The 20,782-nt window shown below is 61.9% G+C and carries 24 protein-coding genes; 22 read left to right on the top strand and 2 right to left on the bottom strand.

The features are described from left to right. Nucleotides 1-11: 11 nt before the first annotated feature. The 21 genes from rpsN (at nt 12) to X750_RS137835 (ending at nt 17,547) form a co-directional block, all read left to right on the top strand. Nucleotides 12-317, top strand: coding sequence for a 30S ribosomal protein S14 (rpsN, locus tag X750_RS137735; RefSeq protein ID WP_010909282.1), 306 nt, complete (start codon nt 12-14; stop codon nt 315-317). Between the two features lie 12 nt (nt 318-329). Then, the gene (gene rpsH, locus X750_RS137740; RefSeq protein ID WP_006205453.1) at nt 330-728 is read left to right on the top strand and encodes a 30S ribosomal protein S8; all 399 of its coding nucleotides are present in this window, start codon (nt 330-332) and stop codon (nt 726-728) included. Between the two features lie 41 nt (nt 729-769). Beyond that, nucleotides 770-1,303 (top strand): 50S ribosomal protein L6, encoded by a 534-nt coding sequence (gene rplF / locus X750_RS137745; protein ID WP_023682603.1) that lies wholly within the window; start codon nt 770-772, stop codon nt 1,301-1,303. Nucleotides 1,304-1,443: 140 nt separating this feature from the next. Next, on the top strand, nt 1,444-1,803 hold the full coding sequence (gene rplR, locus X750_RS137750) for a 50S ribosomal protein L18 (protein ID WP_023682602.1): 360 nt from the start codon (nt 1,444-1,446) through the stop codon (nt 1,801-1,803). A 154-nt stretch (nt 1,804-1,957) separates the two neighbouring features. After that, nucleotides 1,958-2,521, top strand: coding sequence for a 30S ribosomal protein S5 (rpsE, locus tag X750_RS137755; RefSeq protein ID WP_006333394.1), 564 nt, complete (start codon nt 1,958-1,960; stop codon nt 2,519-2,521). Between the two features lie 24 nt (nt 2,522-2,545). Further along, nucleotides 2,546-2,743 (top strand): 50S ribosomal protein L30, encoded by a 198-nt coding sequence (rpmD, locus tag X750_RS137760; protein WP_006205449.1) that lies wholly within the window; start codon nt 2,546-2,548, stop codon nt 2,741-2,743. A 22-nt stretch (nt 2,744-2,765) separates the two neighbouring features. Further along, nucleotides 2,766-3,236 (top strand): 50S ribosomal protein L15, encoded by a 471-nt coding sequence (gene rplO, locus X750_RS137765; RefSeq protein ID WP_023672760.1) that lies wholly within the window; start codon nt 2,766-2,768, stop codon nt 3,234-3,236. Between the two features lie 257 nt (nt 3,237-3,493). Continuing rightward, nucleotides 3,494-4,834, top strand: coding sequence for a preprotein translocase subunit SecY (gene secY / locus X750_RS137770; RefSeq protein WP_023672761.1), 1,341 nt, complete (start codon nt 3,494-3,496; stop codon nt 4,832-4,834). Next, on the top strand, nt 4,831-5,439 hold the full coding sequence (locus X750_RS137775; protein ID WP_023701778.1) for an adenylate kinase: 609 nt from the start codon (nt 4,831-4,833) through the stop codon (nt 5,437-5,439). The genes secY and X750_RS137775 overlap by 4 nt, the downstream gene beginning before the upstream one ends. 212 nt (nt 5,440-5,651) lie before the next feature. After that, complete coding sequence (gene rpsM, locus X750_RS137780) at nt 5,652-6,020, top strand: 30S ribosomal protein S13 (RefSeq protein WP_006205445.1); 369 nt, start codon at nt 5,652-5,654, stop codon at nt 6,018-6,020. A 127-nt stretch (nt 6,021-6,147) separates the two neighbouring features. Further along, complete coding sequence (rpsK, locus tag X750_RS137785; RefSeq protein ID WP_006205444.1) at nt 6,148-6,537, top strand: 30S ribosomal protein S11; 390 nt, start codon at nt 6,148-6,150, stop codon at nt 6,535-6,537. A gap of 102 nt (nt 6,538-6,639) precedes the next feature. After that, on the top strand, nt 6,640-7,650 hold the full coding sequence (locus tag X750_RS137790; protein WP_023682599.1) for a DNA-directed RNA polymerase subunit alpha: 1,011 nt from the start codon (nt 6,640-6,642) through the stop codon (nt 7,648-7,650). Between the two features lie 102 nt (nt 7,651-7,752). Beyond that, nucleotides 7,753-8,184: a 50S ribosomal protein L17 gene (gene rplQ / locus X750_RS137795; RefSeq protein ID WP_023691248.1), complete on the top strand. Its 432-nt coding sequence runs from the start codon at nt 7,753-7,755 to the stop codon at nt 8,182-8,184. A gap of 197 nt (nt 8,185-8,381) precedes the next feature. Next, the gene (locus tag X750_RS137800) at nt 8,382-9,875 is read left to right on the top strand and encodes a DegQ family serine endoprotease (RefSeq protein WP_023748695.1); all 1,494 of its coding nucleotides are present in this window, start codon (nt 8,382-8,384) and stop codon (nt 9,873-9,875) included. 47 nt (nt 9,876-9,922) lie between these two features. After that, nucleotides 9,923-11,233 carry a replication-associated recombination protein A gene (locus X750_RS137805; RefSeq protein ID WP_023714163.1) on the top strand — a complete coding sequence of 437 codons (1,311 nt, stop codon included), beginning with the start codon at nt 9,923-9,925 and terminating at the stop codon, nt 11,231-11,233. 182 nt (nt 11,234-11,415) lie between these two features. After that, nucleotides 11,416-12,246, top strand: a complete 831-nt coding sequence (locus X750_RS137810; RefSeq protein ID WP_023682594.1) for an aspartyl/asparaginyl beta-hydroxylase domain-containing protein — start codon at nt 11,416-11,418, stop codon at nt 12,244-12,246. A 24-nt stretch (nt 12,247-12,270) separates the two neighbouring features. Next, nucleotides 12,271-12,645: a fluoride efflux transporter CrcB gene (gene crcB, locus X750_RS137815; RefSeq protein WP_023688419.1), complete on the top strand. Its 375-nt coding sequence runs from the start codon at nt 12,271-12,273 to the stop codon at nt 12,643-12,645. A 132-nt stretch (nt 12,646-12,777) separates the two neighbouring features. Further along, nucleotides 12,778-13,758, top strand: a complete 981-nt coding sequence (locus tag X750_RS137820; protein WP_023672769.1) for an RluA family pseudouridine synthase — start codon at nt 12,778-12,780, stop codon at nt 13,756-13,758. Nucleotides 13,759-13,760: 2 nt separating this feature from the next. Continuing rightward, the gene (locus X750_RS137825) at nt 13,761-14,678 is read left to right on the top strand and encodes a DMT family transporter (protein WP_023682592.1); all 918 of its coding nucleotides are present in this window, start codon (nt 13,761-13,763) and stop codon (nt 14,676-14,678) included. An 11-nt stretch (nt 14,679-14,689) separates the two neighbouring features. Beyond that, complete coding sequence (locus tag X750_RS137830; RefSeq protein WP_023748694.1) at nt 14,690-15,481, top strand: ATP12 family chaperone protein; 792 nt, start codon at nt 14,690-14,692, stop codon at nt 15,479-15,481. A 179-nt stretch (nt 15,482-15,660) separates the two neighbouring features. Then, entirely contained in the window at nt 15,661-17,547 is a 1,887-nt protein-coding gene (locus tag X750_RS137835) for an MFS transporter (protein WP_023743043.1), read from the top strand. 94 nt (nt 17,548-17,641) lie between these two features. Here X750_RS137835 and X750_RS137840 read toward each other — a convergent pair whose 3' ends face one another. Next, entirely contained in the window at nt 17,642-17,839 is a 198-nt protein-coding gene (locus X750_RS137840; protein ID WP_023672773.1) for a DUF2735 domain-containing protein, read from the bottom strand. Nucleotides 17,840-18,156: 317 nt separating this feature from the next. Here X750_RS137840 and X750_RS137845 point away from each other — a divergent pair, with 317 nt between their 5' ends. Next, the gene (locus tag X750_RS137845) at nt 18,157-19,197 is read left to right on the top strand and encodes a glutamine synthetase beta-grasp domain-containing protein (protein WP_023748691.1); all 1,041 of its coding nucleotides are present in this window, start codon (nt 18,157-18,159) and stop codon (nt 19,195-19,197) included. A gap of 137 nt (nt 19,198-19,334) precedes the next feature. Here X750_RS137845 and glnA read toward each other — a convergent pair whose 3' ends face one another. Then, on the bottom strand, nt 19,335-20,744 hold the full coding sequence (gene glnA / locus X750_RS137850; RefSeq protein WP_023672775.1) for a type I glutamate--ammonia ligase: 1,410 nt from the start codon (nt 20,742-20,744) through the stop codon (nt 19,335-19,337). Nucleotides 20,745-20,782 lie beyond the last annotated feature (38 nt).

The raw sequence follows: 20,782 nt of genomic DNA, 5'->3' as shown, positions 1-20,782 counted from the left end.
AAAAATCTGAAATGGCAAAGACCAGCTCAGTCGAGAAGAACAACAGGCGCCGCAAGCTTGCCGACCAGTACGGTCCCAAGCGCGCAGCGCTCAAGGCGATCATCATGGACCAGTCCAAGCCGATGGAAGAGCGTTTCCGCGCTCAGCTGAAGCTTGCTGCCCTGCCGCGCAACTCGGCCAAGATCCGCATCCGCAACCGCTGCGAAGTTACCGGCCGTCCGCGCGCCTATTATCGCAAGCTCAAAGTATCGCGCATCGCGCTTCGTGATCTCGGCAATAACGGCCAGATCCCGGGCCTGGTCAAGTCGAGCTGGTAAGGAGGACATAACATGTCATTGAGCGATCCTCTCGGCGATATGCTGACCCGCATCCGCAACGCGTATGGCCGTAAGAAGTCGAGCGTTTCGACGCCGGCGTCGCGCCTGCGTACCCGCGTCCTCGACGTGCTGAAGGCTGAAGGCTATATCCGCGACTACAGCCAGACCGACTTCGACAACGGCAAGTCCGAAATCGAAATCGAGCTGAAGTATTTCGACGGTGCTCCGGTCGTGCGCGAAATCGCCCGCGTCTCGAAGCCTGGCCGCCGCGTTTACGTTTCGGCCAAGTCGATCCCGCACGTCGCCAACGGCCTCGGCATCGCCATCCTTTCGACGCCGAAGGGCGTGATGGCCGATCACGAAGCACGCGAACAGAATGTCGGCGGCGAAATCCTCTGCCAGATTTTCTAATTCGGCAGACCTGAAACAAGAGAAGTGACGAGGACAACCAAATGTCTCGTATTGGAAAGAAACCCGTTTCGCTGCCGCAGGGCGTGACCGCGACCGTCAACGGCCAGACCGTGACGGCGAAGGGCCCCAAGGGCGAGCTGAAGTTCGTGGTGAACGACGAAGTGCTGGTCAAGATGGAAGGCAGCGAAATCGCTGTCCAGCCGCGTGACCAGACCAAGACCGCCCGCTCCAAGTGGGGCATGTCGCGCACGCAGATCGTCAACATCCTGCAGGGCGTCAAGGACGGTTTCGAGAAGAAGCTCGAGATCACCGGCGTCGGCTATCGCGCGGCACTCCAGGGCAAGAACCTGCAGCTGGCGCTTGGCTTCAGCCACGACGTCGTTTACGAGACGCCGGCCGGCATCACGATCACCGTGCCGAAGCCGACGGAAATCACCGTGACCGGCATCGACAAGCAGCAGGTCGGCCAGGTTGCAGCCGAGATCCGCGAGTATCGCGGTCCCGAGCCCTACAAGGGCAAGGGTGTCCGCTATGCCGGCGAGAAGATCGTCCGCAAGGAAGGCAAGAAGAAGTAGTAGGCCTGGCCCCGAAAAGTTGCAGACTTTTCGGAAAAGGCCAAGCCAAAGAAGTGCAACGCCGCGGGGAGCGGTCGCGGGAGGCGCTTTCGCCTACCGCACATGGCGGCCCCCGTTTTTTGAAGGCAAGGAAGACTATCATGGCTACCAAGGAATCCATCCAGCGCCGCGCGCAGCGCGTCCGCCGCCAGATCAAGAAGGTCGCCGGCGAACGTCCGCGTCTCTCGGTTCACCGCACGTCGAAGAACATCTACGTGCAGGTCATCGACGATGCCAAGGGCCATACCATCGCGGCTGCATCGACACTCGAGAAGGACCTCAAGGGTTCGCTCAAGACCGGCGCCGACACCGAGGCAGCAGCCGCTGTTGGCAAGCTGATCGCCGAGCGTGCTTCGAAGGCCGGCGTCAAGGAAGTCGTCTTTGACCGCGGCGCCTATATCTATCACGGCCGCGTCAAGGCGCTGGCCGAGGCTGCCCGTGAAGGCGGTCTGAGCTTCTAATTGCCTGATCCCGAACCGAAGGTCAGCGCAGCAAAAAGTTGCAGACTTTTCGGACAAGATCATGCAAGGAAAAATAATTCGCCCCCGGTGACCCAAAGAGGCGCACCGGATCTTATCAGCAACCGTGCTTCCGGAAAAAAACAAGGAACAGGATATGGCACAGGAACGTAGGGATGGCGGCCGCGGCCGCGATCGTGAAGAACGCGATGACGGCATGGTGGACAAGCTCGTCCACATCAACCGTGTCGCCAAGGTCGTCAAGGGCGGCCGTCGCTTCGGTTTTGCAGCACTCGTCGTCGTCGGCGACCAGAAGGGCCGCGTCGGCTTCGGTCACGGCAAGGCGCGCGAAGTGCCGGAAGCGATCCGCAAGGCAACTGAGTCGGCCAAGCGCGACATGATTTTCGTGCCGCTGCGCTCGGGCCGCACGCTGCACCACGACGTCGAAGGACGCTGGGGCGCCGGACGCGTGCTGCTGCGCGCTGCCAAGCAGGGTACCGGCATCATCGCCGGCGGCCCGATGCGCGCTGTCTTCGAGACGCTCGGCATGCATGACGTGGTCGCCAAGTCGATGGGTTCGTCGAACCCCTACAACATGGTTCGTGCCACATTCGACGCGCTGAAGAGCCAGATGCATCCCAAGGATGTGGCTGCTGCACGCGGCATCAAGTATTCGACCCTTCAGGCCCGCCGCGGCACCGCCGTTGCGGCTGAAGAATAGTCGATCTGACCAGGGATTTTGACCATGGCCAAGAAAGCAACCAAGACCATCACCGTTGAGCAGATCGGTTCGCCGATCCGCCGCCCGAAGGAACAGCGCGCGACGCTGGTCGGCCTCGGCCTCAACAAGATGCACAAGCAGCGCACTCTGGAGGACACTCCCTCGGTGCGCGGCATGATCGCTGCCGTCCAGCATCTCGTCCGCGTCGTGGACGAGGGCTGAGCAAAAGCGCAGGAGAACCCAGATGAAACTCAACGATCTGCGTGACAAGGACGGCGCGACGCACTCCAAGAAGCGTCTCGGCCGTGGCATCGGCTCCGGCTCGGGCAAGACCGGCGGTCGCGGCGTCAAGGGCCAGAAGGCGCGCTCCGGCGTTGCCATCAACGGCTTCGAGGGCGGCCAGATGCCGCTCTATCGGCGCCTGCCGAAGCGTGGCTTCAATAACATCTTCGCCAAGAGCTTTGTCGTCGTGTCGCTGGCTCGTATCCAGACGGCGCTCGATGCCAAGAAGCTTGACGCCAAGGCGACCGTGACGGCCGAGGCGCTCGTTGCCGCCGGCGTCATCCGCCGCGTCAAGGACGGCGTGCGCATCCTCTCGGACGGCGAGCTCAAGGCAAAGCTTGCCTTCGACGTCGCGGGCGCCTCCAAGGCCGCGATCGAGAAGATCGAAAAGGCCGGCGGTTCGGTCAAGCTGCCGGAAGCGGCAGCGGAGTAACGGCAATTTGAAGCGCGGCCGGCAGGAACGGTATCCGTTTTTGTTCACGATTGCGCTTTGATCCAATCAATTAGGCGGCCGCGTCAACGCGGCCGCTTGCATGTTTAGAGCCCGGAGCTTATCTCGTGAGCTTCGGTGCCACGCGCCGCCTGAGCTGCGGGCATCGAGCGTGACATACAAATCAAAGAAGTAGCGCATGACGTTGTCCGAAAACCGCTTCACACTTTTCGGCATCATGCTCTAGCGGAGAATCAGGCATGGCTTCGGCTGCTGAACAACTAGCCTCGAATCTGAATTTTGCGGCTTTCGCCAAGGCGGAGGACCTGAAGAAGCGAATCTGGTTCACCGTCGGCGCGCTGCTCGTCTATCGCCTCGGCACCTATATCCCGCTGCCCGGCATCAATCCGGATGCATTCGCGCAGGCCTTCTCTTCGCAGGCCAAGGGCGTGCTCGGCATGTTCAACATGTTCGCCGGCGGCGCCGTGCAGCGCATGGCGATCTTCGCGCTCGGCATCATGCCTTACATCTCAGCCTCCATCATCATGCAGCTGATGACCTCGGTCATTCCGTCGCTGGAAGCGCTGAAAAAGGAAGGCGAGCAGGGCCGCAAGGTCATCAACCAGTACACGCGCTACGGCACGGTACTCCTGGCGCTGGTGCAGGCCTACGGCATTTCGGTGGGCCTGGAAGGCGGCAACGGCATCGTCAATGATCCCGGCATGTTCTTCCGCATCTCGACCGTCGTCACGCTGGTTGGCGGAACCATGTTCCTGATGTGGCTGGGCGAGCAGATCACCGCCCGCGGCATCGGCAACGGCATTTCGCTGATCATCTTTTCCGGCATCGTCGCCGGCCTGCCGCGCGCCATCTCCGGCACGCTGGAGCTCGGCCGCACCGGCGCCCTATCGACCGGGCTGATACTCGCGATCATCGTGCTGGCTATCATCGTCATCGCGCTGATCGTGTTCTTCGAGCGCGCGCAGCGCCGCCTGCTGATCCAGTATCCGAAGCGCCAGGTCGGCAACCGCATGTTCCAGGGCGATACCTCGCATCTGCCGCTGAAGCTCAACACGTCGGGCGTCATTCCGCCGATCTTCGCGTCGTCGCTGCTTTTGCTGCCGGCAACGGTCGCCGGCTTCTCGCAGACGACAAACCTGCCGGCCTGGGCAAGCACCGTGCTCGCCTCGCTCGGCCACGGCCAGCCGCTCTACATGCTGTTCTATGCGGCAATGATCGTGTTCTTCGCCTTCTTCTACACGGCCATCGTGTTCAATCCGAAGGACACCGCCGACCAGCTCAAGAAGCATTCCGGCTTCATTCCGGGCTACCGTCCGGGTGAGCGCACCGCCGATTACATCGACTATGTCCTGACGCGCATCACCGTCGTCGGCGCCATCTATCTGGTGCTGGTGTGCCTGCTGCCCGAGTTCCTGATTTCGGCGACTGGCGTACCATTCTACCTCGGTGGCACATCGCTTCTGATCGTGGTCAGTGTAACCCTCGATACGGTGGCGCAGATCCAGGGTCACCTGATCGCGCACCAGTATGAGGGCCTGATCAAGAAGTCGAAGCTGCGCGGGGGGAAGAAGGCCAGATGAGATTGATATTGCTTGGGCCGCCAGGAGCGGGCAAGGGGACGCAAGCACAAAGACTGGTAGAAAAATACGGCATACCGCAGCTGTCGACGGGTGACATGCTGCGGGCGGCCGTGCAGGCCGGCACCGAAGTCGGCAAGCGCGCCAAGGCGGTGATGGATGCCGGCGAGCTGGTTTCCGACGCCATCGTCAACGCCATCGTGGCCGAGCGCATCGATCAGCCCGATTGCACCAACGGTTTCATTCTCGACGGCTATCCGCGCACGCTGGTGCAGGCTGATGCGGTTGAATCGATGCTCGCCGAGCGCGGCATTGGCCTCGATGCCGTGATCGAGTTCGTCGTCGACGACAAAGCGCTGGTCGGCCGCATCGTCAAGCGCGCCGACGACGCCAAGGCCGCCGGACAGCCGGTGCGCAAGGACGACAATCCGGTGGTGTTCGAAGAGCGCCTGCGGGAATATTACAAGAAGACCGCGCCTCTGATCGGCTATTATTATGCCAAACGCTCGCTTAGGAGTGTCGACGGCATGGCCCCTGTCGACACCGTGACGGCGGAGATTGAAGCGCTGCTCGCGGCGGTGACGCGGGAGACCGTTACGGTAAAGTAAAGATTGCGCTTGACTGGAACGGTTCGCTGGGTTATGGCGGCCCGTCTTCCTATCAGGCATGAGGCTTGCTTGTCCGCAAGGGCAAGGCAGCCGCATTGAAACTAGGGAACTCCCGCAAGGGCCGGCCTCCACCGGACGCGGGTAATTTGAACAGCGCCGCGCATGCCCCTTTTTTTGAAGGCCGGCCGGTCCCACATGGAGAAGAGAAGAATATGGCTCGTATAGCCGGCGTCAACATTCCGACCAACAAGCGCGTCGTCATTGCGCTTCAGTACATTCACGGCATTGGCAAGAAGTTCGCCCAGGAGATCGTCGACAAGGTCGGCATCCCGGCCGAGCGCCGCGTCAACCAGCTGACCGACGCGGAAGTGCTGCAGATCCGCGAGACCATCGACCGCGACTACCAGGTCGAAGGCGACCTGCGCCGCGAAGTGTCGATGAACATCAAGCGTCTCATGGACCTCGGCTGCTACCGCGGTCTGCGTCACCGCCGTTCGCTGCCGGTTCGCGGCCAGCGCACGCACACCAATGCACGCACCCGCAAGGGCCCGGCCAAGTCGATTGCAGGCAAGAAGAAGTAAGTGAGCGAATAGCGAGTAGCCATTAGCGAGTAGGGGTTCCCTATTCGCTGGTCCCTGCTCACTACTCGCTTTCAAAGGTGGAGCCGCTGGCATTACGGCGGTGTAGAGATCAACTGAAAGGACTATCATGGCCAAGGAAGCCGCTCGTGTTCGCCGTCGCGAACGCAAGAACATCTCGTCGGGCGTTGCCCACGTCAATTCGACCTTCAACAACACGATGATCACCATCACCGACGCGCAGGGCAATTCCATTGCCTGGTCGTCGGCCGGTGCCCAGGGCTTCAAGGGTTCGCGCAAGTCGACCCCGTTCGCCGCCCAGATGGCTGCCGAAGACGTCGCCAAGAAGGCCCAGGAACACGGCATGCGCATGCTCGAAGTCGAGGTCTGCGGACCCGGCTCCGGTCGTGAATCGGCGCTTCGCGCCCTGCAGGCGGCCGGCTTCACCATCACCTCGATCCGTGATGTGACGCCGATCCCGCACAATGGCTGCCGCCCGCGCAAGAAGCGCCGCGTCTAAGACATTACCGAACGCCGCGTGAGCGCCTCAAGGCGCTCCTCCACGGCACTCCAGGTCGCCCGCCACGATTGGATGGTGGCGGGTCAACGGAAGGAAAGCATCATGATCCAGAAAAATTGGCAGGAACTGATCAAGCCGAACAAGATCGAGTTCTCGTCGAAGAAGAAGACGCTGACCACGCTGGTCGCCGAGCCGCTCGAGCGTGGCTTCGGCCTGACGCTCGGCAACGCGCTGCGCCGCGTGCTTTTGTCTTCGCTGCGCGGTGCGGCTGTCACCGCCGTGCAGATCGACGGCGTTCTGCATGAATTCTCGTCGATTGCCGGGGTGCGTGAGGACGTGACCGACATCGTCCTCAACATCAAGGAAATCGCCATCCGCATGGAAGGCGATGGTCCCAAGCGCATGGTCGTTCGCAAGCAGGGCCCGGGTGCGGTTCTGGCTGGCGACATCCAGACGGTTGGCGACGTCGAGATCCTCAACCCCGACCACGTCATCTGCACGCTGGACGAGGGCGCTGAAATCCGCATGGAATTCACCGTCGACACCGGCAAGGGTTACGTGCCGGCCGACCGCAACCGCGCCGAAGACGCGCCGATCGGCCTGATCCCGGTCGACAGCCTGTATTCGCCGGTCAAGAAGGTCTCCTACAAGGTCGAGAACACCCGCGAGGGCCAGGTTCTCGACTATGACAAGCTGACCATGACTATCGAGACCGACGGTTCGATCTCGGGGGAGGACGCGGTGGCTTTCGCTGCCCGCATCCTGCAGGACCAGCTTGGCCTGTTCGTCAATTTCGACGAGCCGCAGAAGGAAGTCGCCACCGAGGCCGTCACCGAGCTCGCCTTCAACCCGGCGCTGCTCAAGAAGGTGGACGAACTCGAGCTTTCGGTGCGTTCGGCCAACTGCCTGAAGAACGACAACATCGTCTATATCGGCGATCTTATCCAGAAAACCGAAGCCGAGATGCTGCGCACCCCGAACTTCGGCCGCAAGTCGCTGAACGAGATCAAGGAAGTGCTCGCGGCGATGGGCCTGCACCTCGGCATGGAAGTGCCGGACTGGCCGCCGGAAAACATCGAAGACCTCGCCAAGCGTTACGAAGACCAATATTGAGCATGAATTTCCAAGGATCGGCGGCGTGGGCCGCTCGATCCGACGGTCATGCGGAAAACCATCAGAGGCCGTGGCCTCTTGAACAACTGAAGGAAAAGAGCCATGCGCCACGGTTTTAAAGGCCGCCGCTTCGCCCGAAGCATTAGCCATCGCAAGTCGATGTTCGCCAACCTCGCCGTGTCGCTGCTCGAACATGAGCAGATCGTCACCACCCTGCCGAAGGCGAAGGATTTGCGTCCAATCGTCGAGAAGCTGGTGACGCTCGGCAAGCGCGGCGACTTGCATGCGCGCCGCCAGGTCATTGCCCAGATCGGCAATGAAGGCGTCGTCAAGCGTTTGTTCGACACGATTGCGCCGCGCTACGCCGACCGCAACGGCGGCTATCTGCGCATCATGAAGGCGGGCTTCCGCCACGGCGACAATGCCGCCATGGCGGTCATCGAGTTCGTCGACCGCGACACCGACGCCAAGGGCGCCGGCGACCGCGCCCGCCTCGAAGCCGAAGGCGCCAACGAGGAAGCCACTGCCGCATAAGGCTCGGTTTTCGCAAATGACTTTCAAGGGGCCTTCGGGCCCCTTTTTGCATTGTCGCAAGGGCATGCTTCGCCGGGCTTTTTTTGCCTGCCGGCCAAGTGCTTTTGCACGACAATCGCCGCATTTCAGTGCATTAGCCTTTCATTTTGCACAATCGTCGGGACAATGCCCCCGAACTTGCCTTGGAGGATTCGCGAATGCGCGCCAACCGACTGTCTCTTGTTCTGCTCTTCGCTATGATGGCGTTCGCAGCCGCGCCGACAGTCAGGCAGGCGCTGGCCGAGGACGCCGCCAAGCCAGCCGATCCGGGGCTCTCCGATGTGCTGACCGATCTCTTGCATGGCGTCGAGGGCGAGAACGGCACCTCCGGTCCCGACAAGCGCGTGCCGTTCGGCCGTGAAGAGGTGCAGCTGTCGTTTGCCCCCCTGGTCAAGCAGACGGCGCCGGCCGTGGTCAATGTCTATGCCTCGCAGACGGCGAAGGTCACGTCGCCCTTTGACGGCGATCCTTTCTTCGAGGAATTCTTCGGCCGCGCACAGCCGCGCGCGCAATCCTCGCTCGGCTCGGGCGTGTTGGTCGACCCGAGCGGCGTCGTCGTCACCAATTTCCACGTGATCAAGGATGCCGACGAGGTCAAGGTCGCGACCGCGGACGGGCGCGAATTCACCTCGAAGGTCATGCTCAAGGACGAGACGCTCGACCTCGCCGTGCTCAAGATCACCTCCGACAAGCCGTTTCCGGTGATCGCCATCGGCGATTCCGACGCCCTCGAGGTCGGCGACCTGGTGCTGGCCATCGGCAATCCGTTCGGCGTCGGCCAGACCACCACCAGCGGCATCGTTTCGGCGCTTGCCCGCAGCCATATCGGCGTTTCGGATTCGGGCTATTTCATCCAGACCGACGCCGCCATCAATCCCGGCAATTCCGGCGGCGCGCTGATCAACATGGGCGGCCAGCTGGTCGGCATCAACACTGCTATCTACAGCCGCAGCGGCGGCTCGATCGGCATCGGCTTTGCCATCCCGGCCAACATGGTGCGCGCCTTCGCCGATGCGGCCAAGGCCGGGCTCGATTTCTTCGAGCGGCCCTATATAGGCGCCGAGTTCGAAGCGGTCACACCTCAGATCGCCGAATCGCTTGGCATGGAGAAGCCGACCGGCGCGCTGGTGTCGTCGGTCGAGGAAGCCGGACCGGCGGCCAAGGCAGGGCTGAAGCCCGGCGACGTCGTGCTGCAGCTCAATGGCACGACCGTCGAAGGCATCGAGGCGCTGGACTACCGCATGGCGACCCTGTCGATCGGCACCAAGGCGAGCTTCGCCATCCTGAGCAAGGGCCAGCAGGCGACGATGGAGATTGCACTGGAGCGCGCGCCGGAAGGCGCCAAGGCGTCGGAAGTGACGCTGCATGGCCGCAGCCCGTTCTCCGGCGCCAAGGTCGCGGAACTGTCGCCCAGGCTCGCCCAGCGGCTTGGCCTGCGCACCGACCTCAAGGGCGTCACCGTGGTCGACATCAACCGCGATTCGCCGGCTGCCGATTTCGGCTTCCAGCCCGGCGACATCGTGCGCGAGGTGAACGGCACCACCGTCGATACGGCGGCGACACTGGCGCAGCTTGCCCAGCAGGATACGCGCTGGTGGCGCTTTACCGTCGAGCGCGGCGGGCAGATACTGCGCCAGGTGTTGCGTTACTGAGGCGATCTTCCCATTTCTGAGGATCGTGCTCCAACCAGAAGACCTAGATGGCCGATCTGTTCAGCGTCGATGAACCGGAAAGAGCGCCGCCCGGCCGGCCTTTGGCCGATCGGCTGCGCCCGAAAAACCTTGGCGAGGTCGTCGGCCAGGAGCATCTGACCGGCCCCGACGGCGCACTGACGCGGCTCATCAACTCCGGTTCGCTCGGCTCGATGATTTTCTGGGGGCCACCCGGCACCGGCAAGACTACCGTTGCGCGGCTGCTGGCCGGCGAGACCCGTCTTGCTTTCGAGCAGATATCGGCGGTGTTTTCCGGCGTCGCCGACCTGAAGAAAGTGTTCGAAGCAGCGAAGCTGCGCCGCACCAATGGCCGCCAGACGCTGCTGTTCGTCGACGAGATCCATCGCTTCAACCGTGCCCAGCAGGACTCTTTCCTCCCGGTCATGGAGGATGGAACAGTTGTTCTGGTCGGCGCCACCACCGAAAATCCATCGTTCGAGCTGAACGCCGCGCTTCTGTCGCGAGCGCGGGTGCTGGTGTTTCACTCGCTGGGCGAGGACAGCATCGCCAAACTGATGACGCGGGCGGAGGAGACGGAGGGCAGGGCGCTGCCGCTCGACGACGAGGCGCGGGCGATGCTCATCCGCATGAGCGATGGCGACGGCCGGGCCTCGCTGACGCTGGCCGAGGAAGTCTGGCGCGCCGCCAAACCCGGCGAGGTTTTTGATCCCGAAGGGTTGCAGCGCATCGTGCAGCGCCGCGCGCCGATCTATGACAAGGGCCAGGACGGCCACTACAATCTGATCTCGGCGCTGCACAAGTCGGTGCGCGGGTCCGATCCGGACGCGGCGCTTTATTATCTTGCCCGCATGTTCGACGCCGGCGAGGATCCGCTCTATCTCGGCCGCCGGCTGGTGCGCATGGCGATGGAGGATATCGGGCTGGCCGACCCGCAGGCGCTGGTTATCGCCAACGCCGCCAAGGACGCATACGACTACCTCGGCTCGCCCGAAGGCGAACTGGCCTTCGCCGAGGCCACCGTCTATCTCGCCACCGCGCCCAAATCCAACGCCGTCTATACCGCCTTCAAGGCAGCCACGCGGGCGGCGAAGGAGTTCGGTTCGCTGCTGCCGCCCAAGCACATCCTCAACGCGCCGACCAAGCTGATGAAAGAGGGGGATTACGGCGCCGGCTACCGCTACGATCACGACCAGCCCGATGCCTTTTCCGGCCAGGACTATTTCCCCGAAAAGATGGGCCGGCAGATCTTTTACGATCCGCCCGAACGCGGCTTCGAGCGCGATATCAAGAAACGGCTGGACTATTGGGCAAAGCTGCGCAGCGAGCGGGAAAAATAGGCGCGCGGGACAAACGGGACGAACTCGGCCTGCCCGCGATGAACTGAAATTCTGTCCCCGCCAGTCACAGCAGTGTGATTGTACCGCATGACAAAAAGCCCTATCACGTCGCATGACTCGGCCGGGAGGCTGCCAGGACGGGCGATAATTCGGAACGGGGACAGCGCGCCGCGCGAACAGAAATGACAAAATCCCTTCGCAAAACGCTTCGCCAGGCTGTGATTGCTGTCCCGCTGCTCGCGCTCGGCTTCTATTTCATTCCGATCCTGACCACGATCTGGATCGTCTGCGGCCTGATCGATGTGCTGCGCAACGCCAGCAAGGATCTGTCGCTGTTGCGCGGCTATTTCCTCGGCAATGGCATCTTCACCTGGCTGCTGTCGCCCTTCAATCTGCTGGTGGACCTCGTTTGCTACCGCAACCCGGGTGTGTGGAAGCTGGAGCAGTTTCCTGCCGATTATCAGCGCGAGGTCAACGAGGTTCTTGACGTCTTCAAGGCGCGCAAGGACGAGATCATCGCCGATATCGACGCCAATTTCGGCACCGGTCGTCGCGGCATGTATGTCTATCAGTGGTACGGCAAGCACCGGATCGACAATGTCGCGGAGTTCAACAAGGATTTCAAATACATCAAGACCATTGCCGTATCTGTCTTCAGAGGCAAGGAATCGACTTCCTGGCATTTCGGACCGCTGCGGCTCAGCCTGCGCATCCTCTACAATCTCTTGCCGGTGAAGGCAGAGGTTTTCGTCGAATGCAACGGCGCGAGGAATTACTGGCACGACAACCCGCTCTATATTTTCGACGACACGCTGCTGCACCGCTCGGTCAACGAGTATGACGGACGCCGCTACTGCGTGTTCATGGACATCATCCGCCCGTCGCCGTTCCCCGGCTTCATCGCCGGACTTCTGGCCATCGTTTCGGTAACCGTCGAGCGCATCAATTCCATGTTCTACAAGAACTGGAAGATGATCGGCTCGAGCAAGGCAAAGAAGGTCGAGACGACCTGAGGCGTTGGCCTGAAGGGATTGGGCATGTTCAATCTGCTTCTCGTTGTGGTCGGCGGCGGCATCGGCGCCGGCATCCGCCACCTTACCAACATCGGCGCCTTGCGCCTCGTCGGCCCCAACTACCCCTGGGGGACGATGGCGATCAACATCGTCGGCTCCTTTGCCATGGGGCTGTTCATCGCCGCGCTGATGCGGCGCGGCGGTTCCAATGAGCTCCGGCTGTTCGTCGCCACCGGCATCCTTGGCGGCTTCACCACCTTCTCCGCCTTTTCGCTCGATTTCGCGACCCTGTGGGAGCGCGGAGCGACGCTGCCGGCGTTGGGATATGCGCTGGCCAGCGTCGTTGGCGCCATTATCGCCCTGTTTCTGGGACTTTGGCTCGCAAGAACCGTTTCATAGTGTTATTCCCCGACCTGGAGCACGCCGCATCCTCTGGACGCGCTGCAGAAACTTTGATCTTGCGCATGATCCTTTCCGAAAGCCGGAGTAGATTTTCGGGGTCACGCGCTAGAAACGGATAAAGCGAAAATCATGGCAGGCGTAGAACAGATCACGGTGGAGGCCGGCGAGGCGGGCATGCGGCTCGATCGCTGGTTCAAGACCCATTTCCCCGGTCTCGGCTTTGGCCATCTGCAGAAGTTGCTGCGCTCGGGCCAGATCCGCGTCGATGGCGGCCGGGTCAAGGCCGACAGCCGTGTCGAGCCCGGCCAGGTGGTGCGTGTGCCGCCGCTCGAGGTCGACAAGAAGGGCGAGAGTGCGCTTACGGGTTACTCGATCCGCAACCAGGGCGACGCCGATGTGCTGGCCAAGATGCTGATCCACGAAGATCCAAAAGTCTTCGTCTTCAACAAGCCGGCGGGCCTGGCGGTGCAAGGCGGCTCGGGCGTCACCCGCAATGTCGACGACATGCTGGAGGCCTGGCGCAGCCAGAAGGGCGAGAAGCCGCGCCTGGTGCACCGGCTCGACCGCGACACGTCGGGCGTGCTGGTGGTTGCCCGCACCAGGCTTGCGGCGATGAAGCTTTCCGAGTCATTCCGGGCGCGCGAGACCAAGAAGACCTATTGGGCGCTGGTCAAGGGCGTCCCGCCCAAGCGTGAGGACAAGATCTCGACCTGGCTGATCAAGGAACCGACCGAGGACGGCGACCGCGTGCGCGTGGCAGCCCATGGCGAAAAGGGCGCCGACCACGCCGTGTCCTACTACCGCATCATCGAGCAGGCGGCTCAGACGATGACCTGGCTGGAAATGGAGCCGTACACTGGCCGCACCCACCAGCTGCGCGTTCATGCCGCCTATATCGGCTGCCCGATCCTTGGCGACCCCAAATATTTCGAGGCCGACACCAACTGGGACTTTCCGGGCGGCATTCAGAACCGCCTGCATCTGCATGCGCGCCGCATCGTCATTCCGCACCCGGACAAGGGCGTCATCGACGTCACCGCGCCGATGCCGCCGCATATGCGCCAGAGCTGGAACCTGATCGGCTTCGACGACGCCAGCGCGGAGGACTGACATTGGCCGTCGCCTCGGCATTGGATCGCCGCGATGCGGTCGATCTGGCGGCTGCTTCCATCATGGTCGGGTTGACCTTTTCCTGGGGGCTGAACTACGTCGCCGCCAAGATCTCCTATGCCGGCTTCGATCCGGTTTTCGTCTCGATCGCACGTTCGATCATCGGCGGGCTCTGTGTGCTCGGCTGGTGCTGGCTGCGCGGCATCAGGCTGTTTAAGGCCGACGGGTCGCTTGTCGCCGGCATCATCGTCGGCGTGCTGTTCGGCGTCGAGTTCCTGTGCCTCTATATCGGGCTGGAATACACGACCGTTGCCCGCAACACACTGCTGGTCAACACCATGCCGTTCTGGGTCCTGATCGGCGGCCATTTCCTGCTCGGTGAGCGTATCAACGCGCGCAAGCTTGGCGGGCTCGTGCTTGCCTTCTGTGGCCTTGTGGCGGTGTTTTCCGACGGGATTGCCGGCGGCACCGACGTGACCTTGATGGGCGATCTGCTCAGCCTCGGCTCGGGCATCCTGTGGGCGGCGACCAGCATCGTCATCAAGCGTTCGAAACTGGTCGAGACCAGTGCCGAGAAATTGCTGCTTTATCAGCTGGCCGGTGCGGCCATTGTCGGTGTCCTGGTTCTGCCTTTCGCCGGCCCGCCGATCCGCGCGGTCAGTGCCTTGCCGACATTGGCGCTGCTGTTCCAGTCGCTCTATATAGTTGCCTTCACCTATGTGCTGTGGTTCTGGCTGCTCAGGCGCTATCCGGCATCGGGCCTGTCGAGCTTCGCCTTCCTGTCGCCGGTGTTCGGCGTCCTCTGCGGCGCTATCATTCTGGGCGAGGCGCCGACGACCAGGATCTTTGTGGCGCTTGGGCTGATCGCTGTCGGCCTGATCATCGTCAACCGGCCGGCGCGCAAGCAGGTACCTGGATAGAAAGTTCGACCATGCGTGACATCCTCAACGATCTCGAAGCGGGAAAGCATCTGTCCGATCCGGATCCGGTGCGCCGCGCGCAGATCCAGATGAAGACGCACCTGCCGAAGCGCTTCTACAAGGACGTGTCGGTCGTAGCTGTGGAGGACGGTTTTGCCGTCCACCTCGATGGCAAGCCGGTGCGCACGCCGGGCAAGGCGCTGCTGGCGCTGCCGACCGAGAAGGCCGGCGCCCTGGTCGCCAATGAGTTCGCTGCACAGGGCGAGACCATCGACCCGGTCACGATGCCGGTGTTGCGTCTGGTCAACACCGCCATCGACGGCGTCGCCAGCGACCCGCAGGCGGTGCTGGAGGACGTCTTGCGCTTCGCCTCGTCCGATCTGACCTGCTACCGCGCCGACGCCCCGCAGGGGCTGGTCGAGCGGCAGAACCAGCATTGGGATCCGGTGATCGACTGGGCGAGGGTGACATTAGGGGCTCGGTTCAATCTCGCCGAGGGCATCATCCATGTCGAGCAGCCGCGCGAAAGCATCGCCATCCTCGGCGCCCATCTTGCCCAGCGTGCCGAGCCGCTGCGGCTGGCCGCAATCCATGTCATGACTTCGCTGACCGGGTCGGCGCTGCTGGCGCTGGCGGTCGATTACGGTGCGCTCGATGGCGATGCGGCTTGGGCCGCCGGCCATGTCGACGAGGACTGGCAGATCGAGCATTGGGGCCAGGATGCCGAGGCTGTCGCACGCCGCTCGGCTCGCAAACGCGACATGATGGCGGCCGTCGGCCTGCTCGATGCGCTGAAGACCTGATCCTCGGCCTTTGCCGCACTGCACCTAATACCAAAGTCATAAATCCAAGGTCTGTCTGCCTCCGGCGGTCGCTTTCTGTCATTTTTTATGCCGATGGCTGGTTCGAGTCGCGTTCAGAGGGAACGCCGACGATGACGCCCAGAATCGAAAGCAGACGGATTTCACGGGAGGACAGTTCAATGGCATTGGCATCGACCGCCGGCGGAAGCAGCCGCGGCATGACGCGGGAGGAGAAGAAAGTCATCTTCGCTTCCTCGCTCGGCACGGTTTTCGAATGGTATGATTTCTATCTCTACGGCGCATTGGCGGCCGCAATCGGCACCACATTCTTCGCCTCTTATCCGGAGGGGACGCGCAACATCTTCACGCTGCTGGTTTTCGCTGCCGGCTTCCTCGTGCGGCCGTTCGGCGCGCTGGTGTTCGGCCGTATCGGCGATCTCGTCGGCCGCAAATACACATTCCTCGTCACCATCACGATCATGGGCCTGTCGACCTTCCTGGTCGGCCTGCTTCCCGGTTCGGCGAGCTGGGGCATCGCGGCGCCCATCATCCTGGTTGGGCTGCGCATGCTGCAGGGCCTGGCGCTCGGCGGTGAGTATGGCGGTGCCGCGACCTATGTCGCCGAACATGCACCCGACGATCGCCGTGGCTTCTATACGTCGTGGATTCAGACGACAGCGACGCTTGGCCTTTTCCTGTCGCTGATCATCATCCTGGCCGTGCAGAATTCGTTGAGCAAGGAGGATTTCGCGGCCTGGGGCTGGCGCATTCCATTCCTACTCTCGGCCATCCTGCTCGCAATATCGGTCTGGATTCGCCTGACGCTTTCGGAATCGCCGGCCTTCGTCCGTATGAAGGAAGAGGGCAAGGGCTCCAAGGCGCCTTTGTCGGAAGCCTTCGGCCAATGGAAGAATGCAAAAATTGCGCTGCTGGCGCTTTTCGGCCTCACCGCCGGCCAGGCCGTGGTCTGGTACAACGGCCAGTTCTACGCACTGTTCTTCCTCACCAATGTGCTCAAGGTGGACGCGCAGTCGGTCAACATCATGGTCGCCATCGCGCTGGCGGTAGGCGCGATCTTCTTCGTCGTGTTCGGTTGGCTTTCCGACAAGATCGGCCGCAAGCCGATTATCATGGCCGGTCTTGCGCTGGCGATCGTCACCACTTTCCCGCTGTTTAAGGCGCTGACCTGGGCGGCTAATCCAGCTCTGGCAACGGCACAACAGACAACGCGTGCGACTGTGACCGCCGCGCCTGGCGACTGCAAATTCCAGTTCAACCCCACGGGCACTTTCAAATACACGACGTCATGCGATATCGCGACCGCCTTTCTCAGCAAGAACTCGGTGCCTTATGACGTCGTGACGACGGCAGCGGCTGGAACGCCTGCTACAGTCAAGATCGGCAACGAGACAGCTGAATCCTATGACGCGGTCGCGGCTGGCGATCAATTGAAGGCCAAAGAGGCAGCCTTCGGCAAGGCAATCAATATTGCCTTGCAGGATGGTGGTTATCCGCTGAAGCGCGCTGCCGCCAAGGTTGCCGACCAGAAGCTCGACGCCTTTGTCGCGGCCAACCCCGAACTGAAGCTCGACGCGGCAGCCATCCGCGCAGGCGAAAAGACCGCAGTCCCGACCGAGCAGGCGATCAAGGACAAGGTGCTGACCAAGGATGAGGCAGCCGGCGCCACCGAGGTGACCGTCTACAGCATTCCGGCAGCGGGTGCGTTTGCGATGTTTGCCGACCCGGCACAGGTCAACTGGGCCAAGGTCATCGGCATCCTGTTCATCCTGGTCCTCTACGTGACCATGGTCTACGGGCCGATCGCGGCGATCCTGGTTGAGATGTTCCCGACCCGCATCCGCTACACCGGCATGTCGCTGCCCTACCACATCGGCAATGGCTGGTTCGGCGGCTTCCTCCCGGCGATCGTGTTCGCGCTCAGTGCCTACAAGGGCGATATCTACTACGGGCTCTGGTATCCGGTGGTGATCGCGGCAATGTCGCTGATCATCGGCATGATCTTCGTCAGGGATACGCTCGGCACCGACCTGCATACCAAACAGTAGCCGACAGGTCTGTGTCATACAAAAAACCCGGCGCGAGCGATCGCGCCGGGTTTTTCATTTGTGGGCCTGTTCGATCTATCAGCGCGGAAGACGCCTAGCTCTTGCGAGGCTGTTCGGCGTCCGCAATGGCGGCCTCATGATACCAAGCCTCGCCATGGTCAAGCGGCTGATCGCGCAGCGAAGCAAGCTCTGCCGCAAACTTGGCCTTTACGCCTAAATTTGAGGCACCCGCACGCGCTGCCACCGGGAACATCAGGATTTTGGCCGACGGACGGGCTGAGGTGATTTCCATGGTCGGTCTCCTTTCTTCTGGAGAGGCTCTTCGATTCATCTTTCCATCAAGGTAAGTCCTGCAATCCATTTAGGCAAGATGCCTAAAGAAAGATCGGCATTTGCCTGTTATTTAAGCAAATTCTGCCTTTGATCGATCCGGGCGCATTGCTTAGGCGGCTTGCCTTCGTCACCGGCATGAAAGGGCATTTTTGCCGCACCCTGACCAACTGAAGTGGCACACGATTTGCATTTTATTGGCTTGGCAGCTGGGCTGCTGGATGGCTCGGCGCGCCGGCGTCATCCAGGTTCGGTGATCAAGCAACGAGAGGCTCTAGAATGACGAAATACAAGCTCGAGTATATCTGGCTCGATGGTTACACGCCGGTCCCCAATCTTCGCGGCAAGACCCAGGTCAAGGAGTTCGCCGAGTTCCCGACGCTCGAGCAGCTGCCGCTGTGGGGCTTTGACGGTTCCTCGACGCAGCAGGCCGAAGGCCATAGCTCCGATTGCGTGCTGAAGCCGGTTGCCGTGTTCCCCGATCCGGCCCGCACCAATGGCGTGCTGGTGATGTGCGAAGTGATGATGCCAGATGGCGTGACGCCGCATGTGTCCAACAAGCGCGCCACCATCCTCGACGACGAGGGCGCCTGGTTCGGCTTCGAGCAGGAGTATTTCTTCTACAAGGACGGCCGTCCGCTCGGCTTCCCCGAGAGCGGCTATCCGGCGCCGCAGGGTCCGTACTACACCGGCGTCGGCTATTCGAATGTCGGCCCGATCGCGCGCCAGATCGTCGAGGAGCATCTCGACCTCTGCCTCGCAGCAGGCATCAACCATGAAGGCATCAACGCCGAAGTGGCCAAGGGCCAGTGGGAATTCCAGATTTTCGGCAAAGGCTCCAAGAAGGCCGCCGACCAGATGTGGATGGCCCGCTATCTCTTGCAGCGCCTGACCGAAAAATACGAGATCGACATCGAGTATCACTGCAAGCCGCTCGGCGACACCGACTGGAACGGCTCGGGCATGCACGCTAACTTCTCGACCGCCTATATGCGCGAAGTCGGCGGCAAGGCCTATTTCGAAGCGCTGATGGCTCAATTCGACAAGAACCTGATGGACCACATCGCCGTCTACGGCCCGGACAACGACAAGCGCCTGACCGGCAAGCATGAGACCGCGCCGTGGAACCGCTTCAGCTACGGCATCGCCGACCGCGGCGCCTCGATCCGCGTGCCGCATTCCTTCGTCAACAATGACTACAAGGGCTACCTGGAAGACCGCCGCCCGAATTCGCAAGGCGACCCCTACCAGATCGCTTCGCAGATCCTGAAGACCATCGCGGAGGTTGCGACCAGCGCGCAGGTTTCGGCGGCCGCCTAAGCATCTATAGCGGCGCAGGCTTCGTAAGCCTGCGCCGTAGCCTGCTGCTATCACGTCTACGGTCTGCTATTGGTCAAACAAAAACCCCGGCGTCTGAACTGACGCCGGGGTTTTTCCTTGTCGCTGAGGCTTATCGTTCAGACCGAATAGTACATGTCGTATTCGACCGGATGCGGGGTCATTTCGAAGCGCATCACTTCGGCCATCTTGAGCTCGATGTAGGAGTCGATCTGGTCGTCGTCGAAGACGCCGCCGGCCTTCAGGAAGCCGCGGTCCTTGTCGAGGCTCTGCAGCGCTTCGCGCAGCGAACCGCAGACGGTCGGAATCTTCTTCAGTTCCTTCGGCGGCAGATCGTAAAGATCCTTGTCCATCGGCTGTCCCGGGTGGATCTTGTTCTTGATGCCGTCGAGGCCGGCCATCAGCATGGCGGCGAAAGCGAGGTAGGGGTTCGCGCCTGGATCGGGGAAGCGGACCTCGACGCGCTTGGCTTTCGGGGACGAGCCGAACGGAATGCGGCAGGAGGCCGAACGGTTGCGCGCGGAGTAGGCGAGCAGCACCGGGGCTTCATAGCCAGGCACAAGGCGCTTGTAGGAGTTGGTCAGCGGGTTGGTGAAGGCGTTGATCGCCTTGGCGTGCTTGATGATGCCGCCGATGTAGAACAGGCACGACTCCGACAGGCCGGCATATTCATTGCCGGCGAAGGTCGGCTTGCCGTTCTTCCAGATCGACTGGTGGACGTGCATGCCCGAGCCGTTGTCGCCGAAAATCGGCTTCGGCATGAAGGTGGCCGTCTTGCCATAGGCGTTGGCGACCTGGTGCACGACATATTTGTAGATCAGCATCTTGTCGGCGTTGCGGACCAGCGTGTCGAACTTGATGCCGAGCTCGTGCTGGGCAGCGGCAACCTCGTGATGGTGCTTTTCGACGCGCACGCCCATTTCGGCGAGCACGGTCAGCATTTCGGAGCGCATGTCCTGCGCGCTGTCGATCGGCGGCACAGGGAAATAGCCGCCCTTGACGCGCGGGCGGTGGCCGAGATTGCCGGTCTCGTAATCGGTGTCGTCGTTGGACGGCAGTTCGGTCGAGTCCAGCTTGAAGCCGGTGTTGTAGGGATCGGCCTTGTACTTGACGTCGTCGAAGACGAAGAACTCGGCTTCGGGGCCGACATAGATGGTGTCGCCGATGCCTTCGGCCTTCATGTAGGCCTCGGCCTTCTTTGCAGTGCCGCGCGGATCGCGGTTGTAGGATTCGCCGGAGACCGGATCGAGAATGTCGCACAGGATGACCATGGTCGACTGGGCGAAGAACGGATCCATGTGGACGGTGTCCGCATCGGGCATCAGCACCATGTCGGACTCGTTGATCGCCTTCCAGCCGGCGATCGAGGAGCCGTCGAACATGACGCCGTCGGCGAACATGTCTTCCTCGACCTCGATGACATCCATCGTCACGTGCTGCAGCTTGCCCTTCGGATCGGTGAAGCGCAGGTCGACGAATTTCACGTCGTTGTCCTTGATCTGCTTCATGATGTCTTTGGCTGTCGTCATGTCGTTTCTTCCCTGTGTGGATGACGTTTCGAGGAGAC

This window comes from Mesorhizobium sp. LNJC391B00, from assembly GCF_000502535.1.
GTDB lineage: Bacteria > Pseudomonadota > Alphaproteobacteria > Rhizobiales > Rhizobiaceae > Mesorhizobium.
Note: the sequence above shows the minus strand (reverse complement) of the source record. Positions and strands in the feature narration are given on the sequence as shown.

Coding starts and splice junctions, on each gene's coding strand:
- rpsN (WP_010909282.1), top strand. CDS start 12: ATGGCAAAGACCAGCTCAGTCGAGAAGAACAACAGGCGCCGCAAGCTT.
- rpsH (WP_006205453.1), top strand. CDS start 330: ATGTCATTGAGCGATCCTCTCGGCGATATGCTGACCCGCATCCGCAAC.
- rplF (WP_023682603.1), top strand. CDS start 770: ATGTCTCGTATTGGAAAGAAACCCGTTTCGCTGCCGCAGGGCGTGACC.
- rplR (WP_023682602.1), top strand. CDS start 1,444: ATGGCTACCAAGGAATCCATCCAGCGCCGCGCGCAGCGCGTCCGCCGC.
- rpsE (WP_006333394.1), top strand. CDS start 1,958: ATGGCACAGGAACGTAGGGATGGCGGCCGCGGCCGCGATCGTGAAGAA.
- rpmD (WP_006205449.1), top strand. CDS start 2,546: ATGGCCAAGAAAGCAACCAAGACCATCACCGTTGAGCAGATCGGTTCG.
- rplO (WP_023672760.1), top strand. CDS start 2,766: ATGAAACTCAACGATCTGCGTGACAAGGACGGCGCGACGCACTCCAAG.
- secY (WP_023672761.1), top strand. CDS start 3,494: ATGGCTTCGGCTGCTGAACAACTAGCCTCGAATCTGAATTTTGCGGCT.
- X750_RS137775 (WP_023701778.1), top strand. CDS start 4,831: ATGAGATTGATATTGCTTGGGCCGCCAGGAGCGGGCAAGGGGACGCAA.
- rpsM (WP_006205445.1), top strand. CDS start 5,652: ATGGCTCGTATAGCCGGCGTCAACATTCCGACCAACAAGCGCGTCGTC.
- rpsK (WP_006205444.1), top strand. CDS start 6,148: ATGGCCAAGGAAGCCGCTCGTGTTCGCCGTCGCGAACGCAAGAACATC.
- X750_RS137790 (WP_023682599.1), top strand. CDS start 6,640: ATGATCCAGAAAAATTGGCAGGAACTGATCAAGCCGAACAAGATCGAG.
- rplQ (WP_023691248.1), top strand. CDS start 7,753: ATGCGCCACGGTTTTAAAGGCCGCCGCTTCGCCCGAAGCATTAGCCAT.
- X750_RS137800 (WP_023748695.1), top strand. CDS start 8,382: ATGCGCGCCAACCGACTGTCTCTTGTTCTGCTCTTCGCTATGATGGCG.
- X750_RS137805 (WP_023714163.1), top strand. CDS start 9,923: ATGGCCGATCTGTTCAGCGTCGATGAACCGGAAAGAGCGCCGCCCGGC.
- X750_RS137810 (WP_023682594.1), top strand. CDS start 11,416: ATGACAAAATCCCTTCGCAAAACGCTTCGCCAGGCTGTGATTGCTGTC.
- crcB (WP_023688419.1), top strand. CDS start 12,271: ATGTTCAATCTGCTTCTCGTTGTGGTCGGCGGCGGCATCGGCGCCGGC.
- X750_RS137820 (WP_023672769.1), top strand. CDS start 12,778: ATGGCAGGCGTAGAACAGATCACGGTGGAGGCCGGCGAGGCGGGCATG.
- X750_RS137830 (WP_023748694.1), top strand. CDS start 14,690: ATGCGTGACATCCTCAACGATCTCGAAGCGGGAAAGCATCTGTCCGAT.
- X750_RS137835 (WP_023743043.1), top strand. CDS start 15,661: ATGGCATTGGCATCGACCGCCGGCGGAAGCAGCCGCGGCATGACGCGG.
- X750_RS137840 (WP_023672773.1), bottom strand. CDS start 17,839: ATGGAAATCACCTCAGCCCGTCCGTCGGCCAAAATCCTGATGTTCCCG.
- X750_RS137845 (WP_023748691.1), top strand. CDS start 18,157: ATGACGAAATACAAGCTCGAGTATATCTGGCTCGATGGTTACACGCCG.
- glnA (WP_023672775.1), bottom strand. CDS start 20,744: ATGACGACAGCCAAAGACATCATGAAGCAGATCAAGGACAACGACGTG.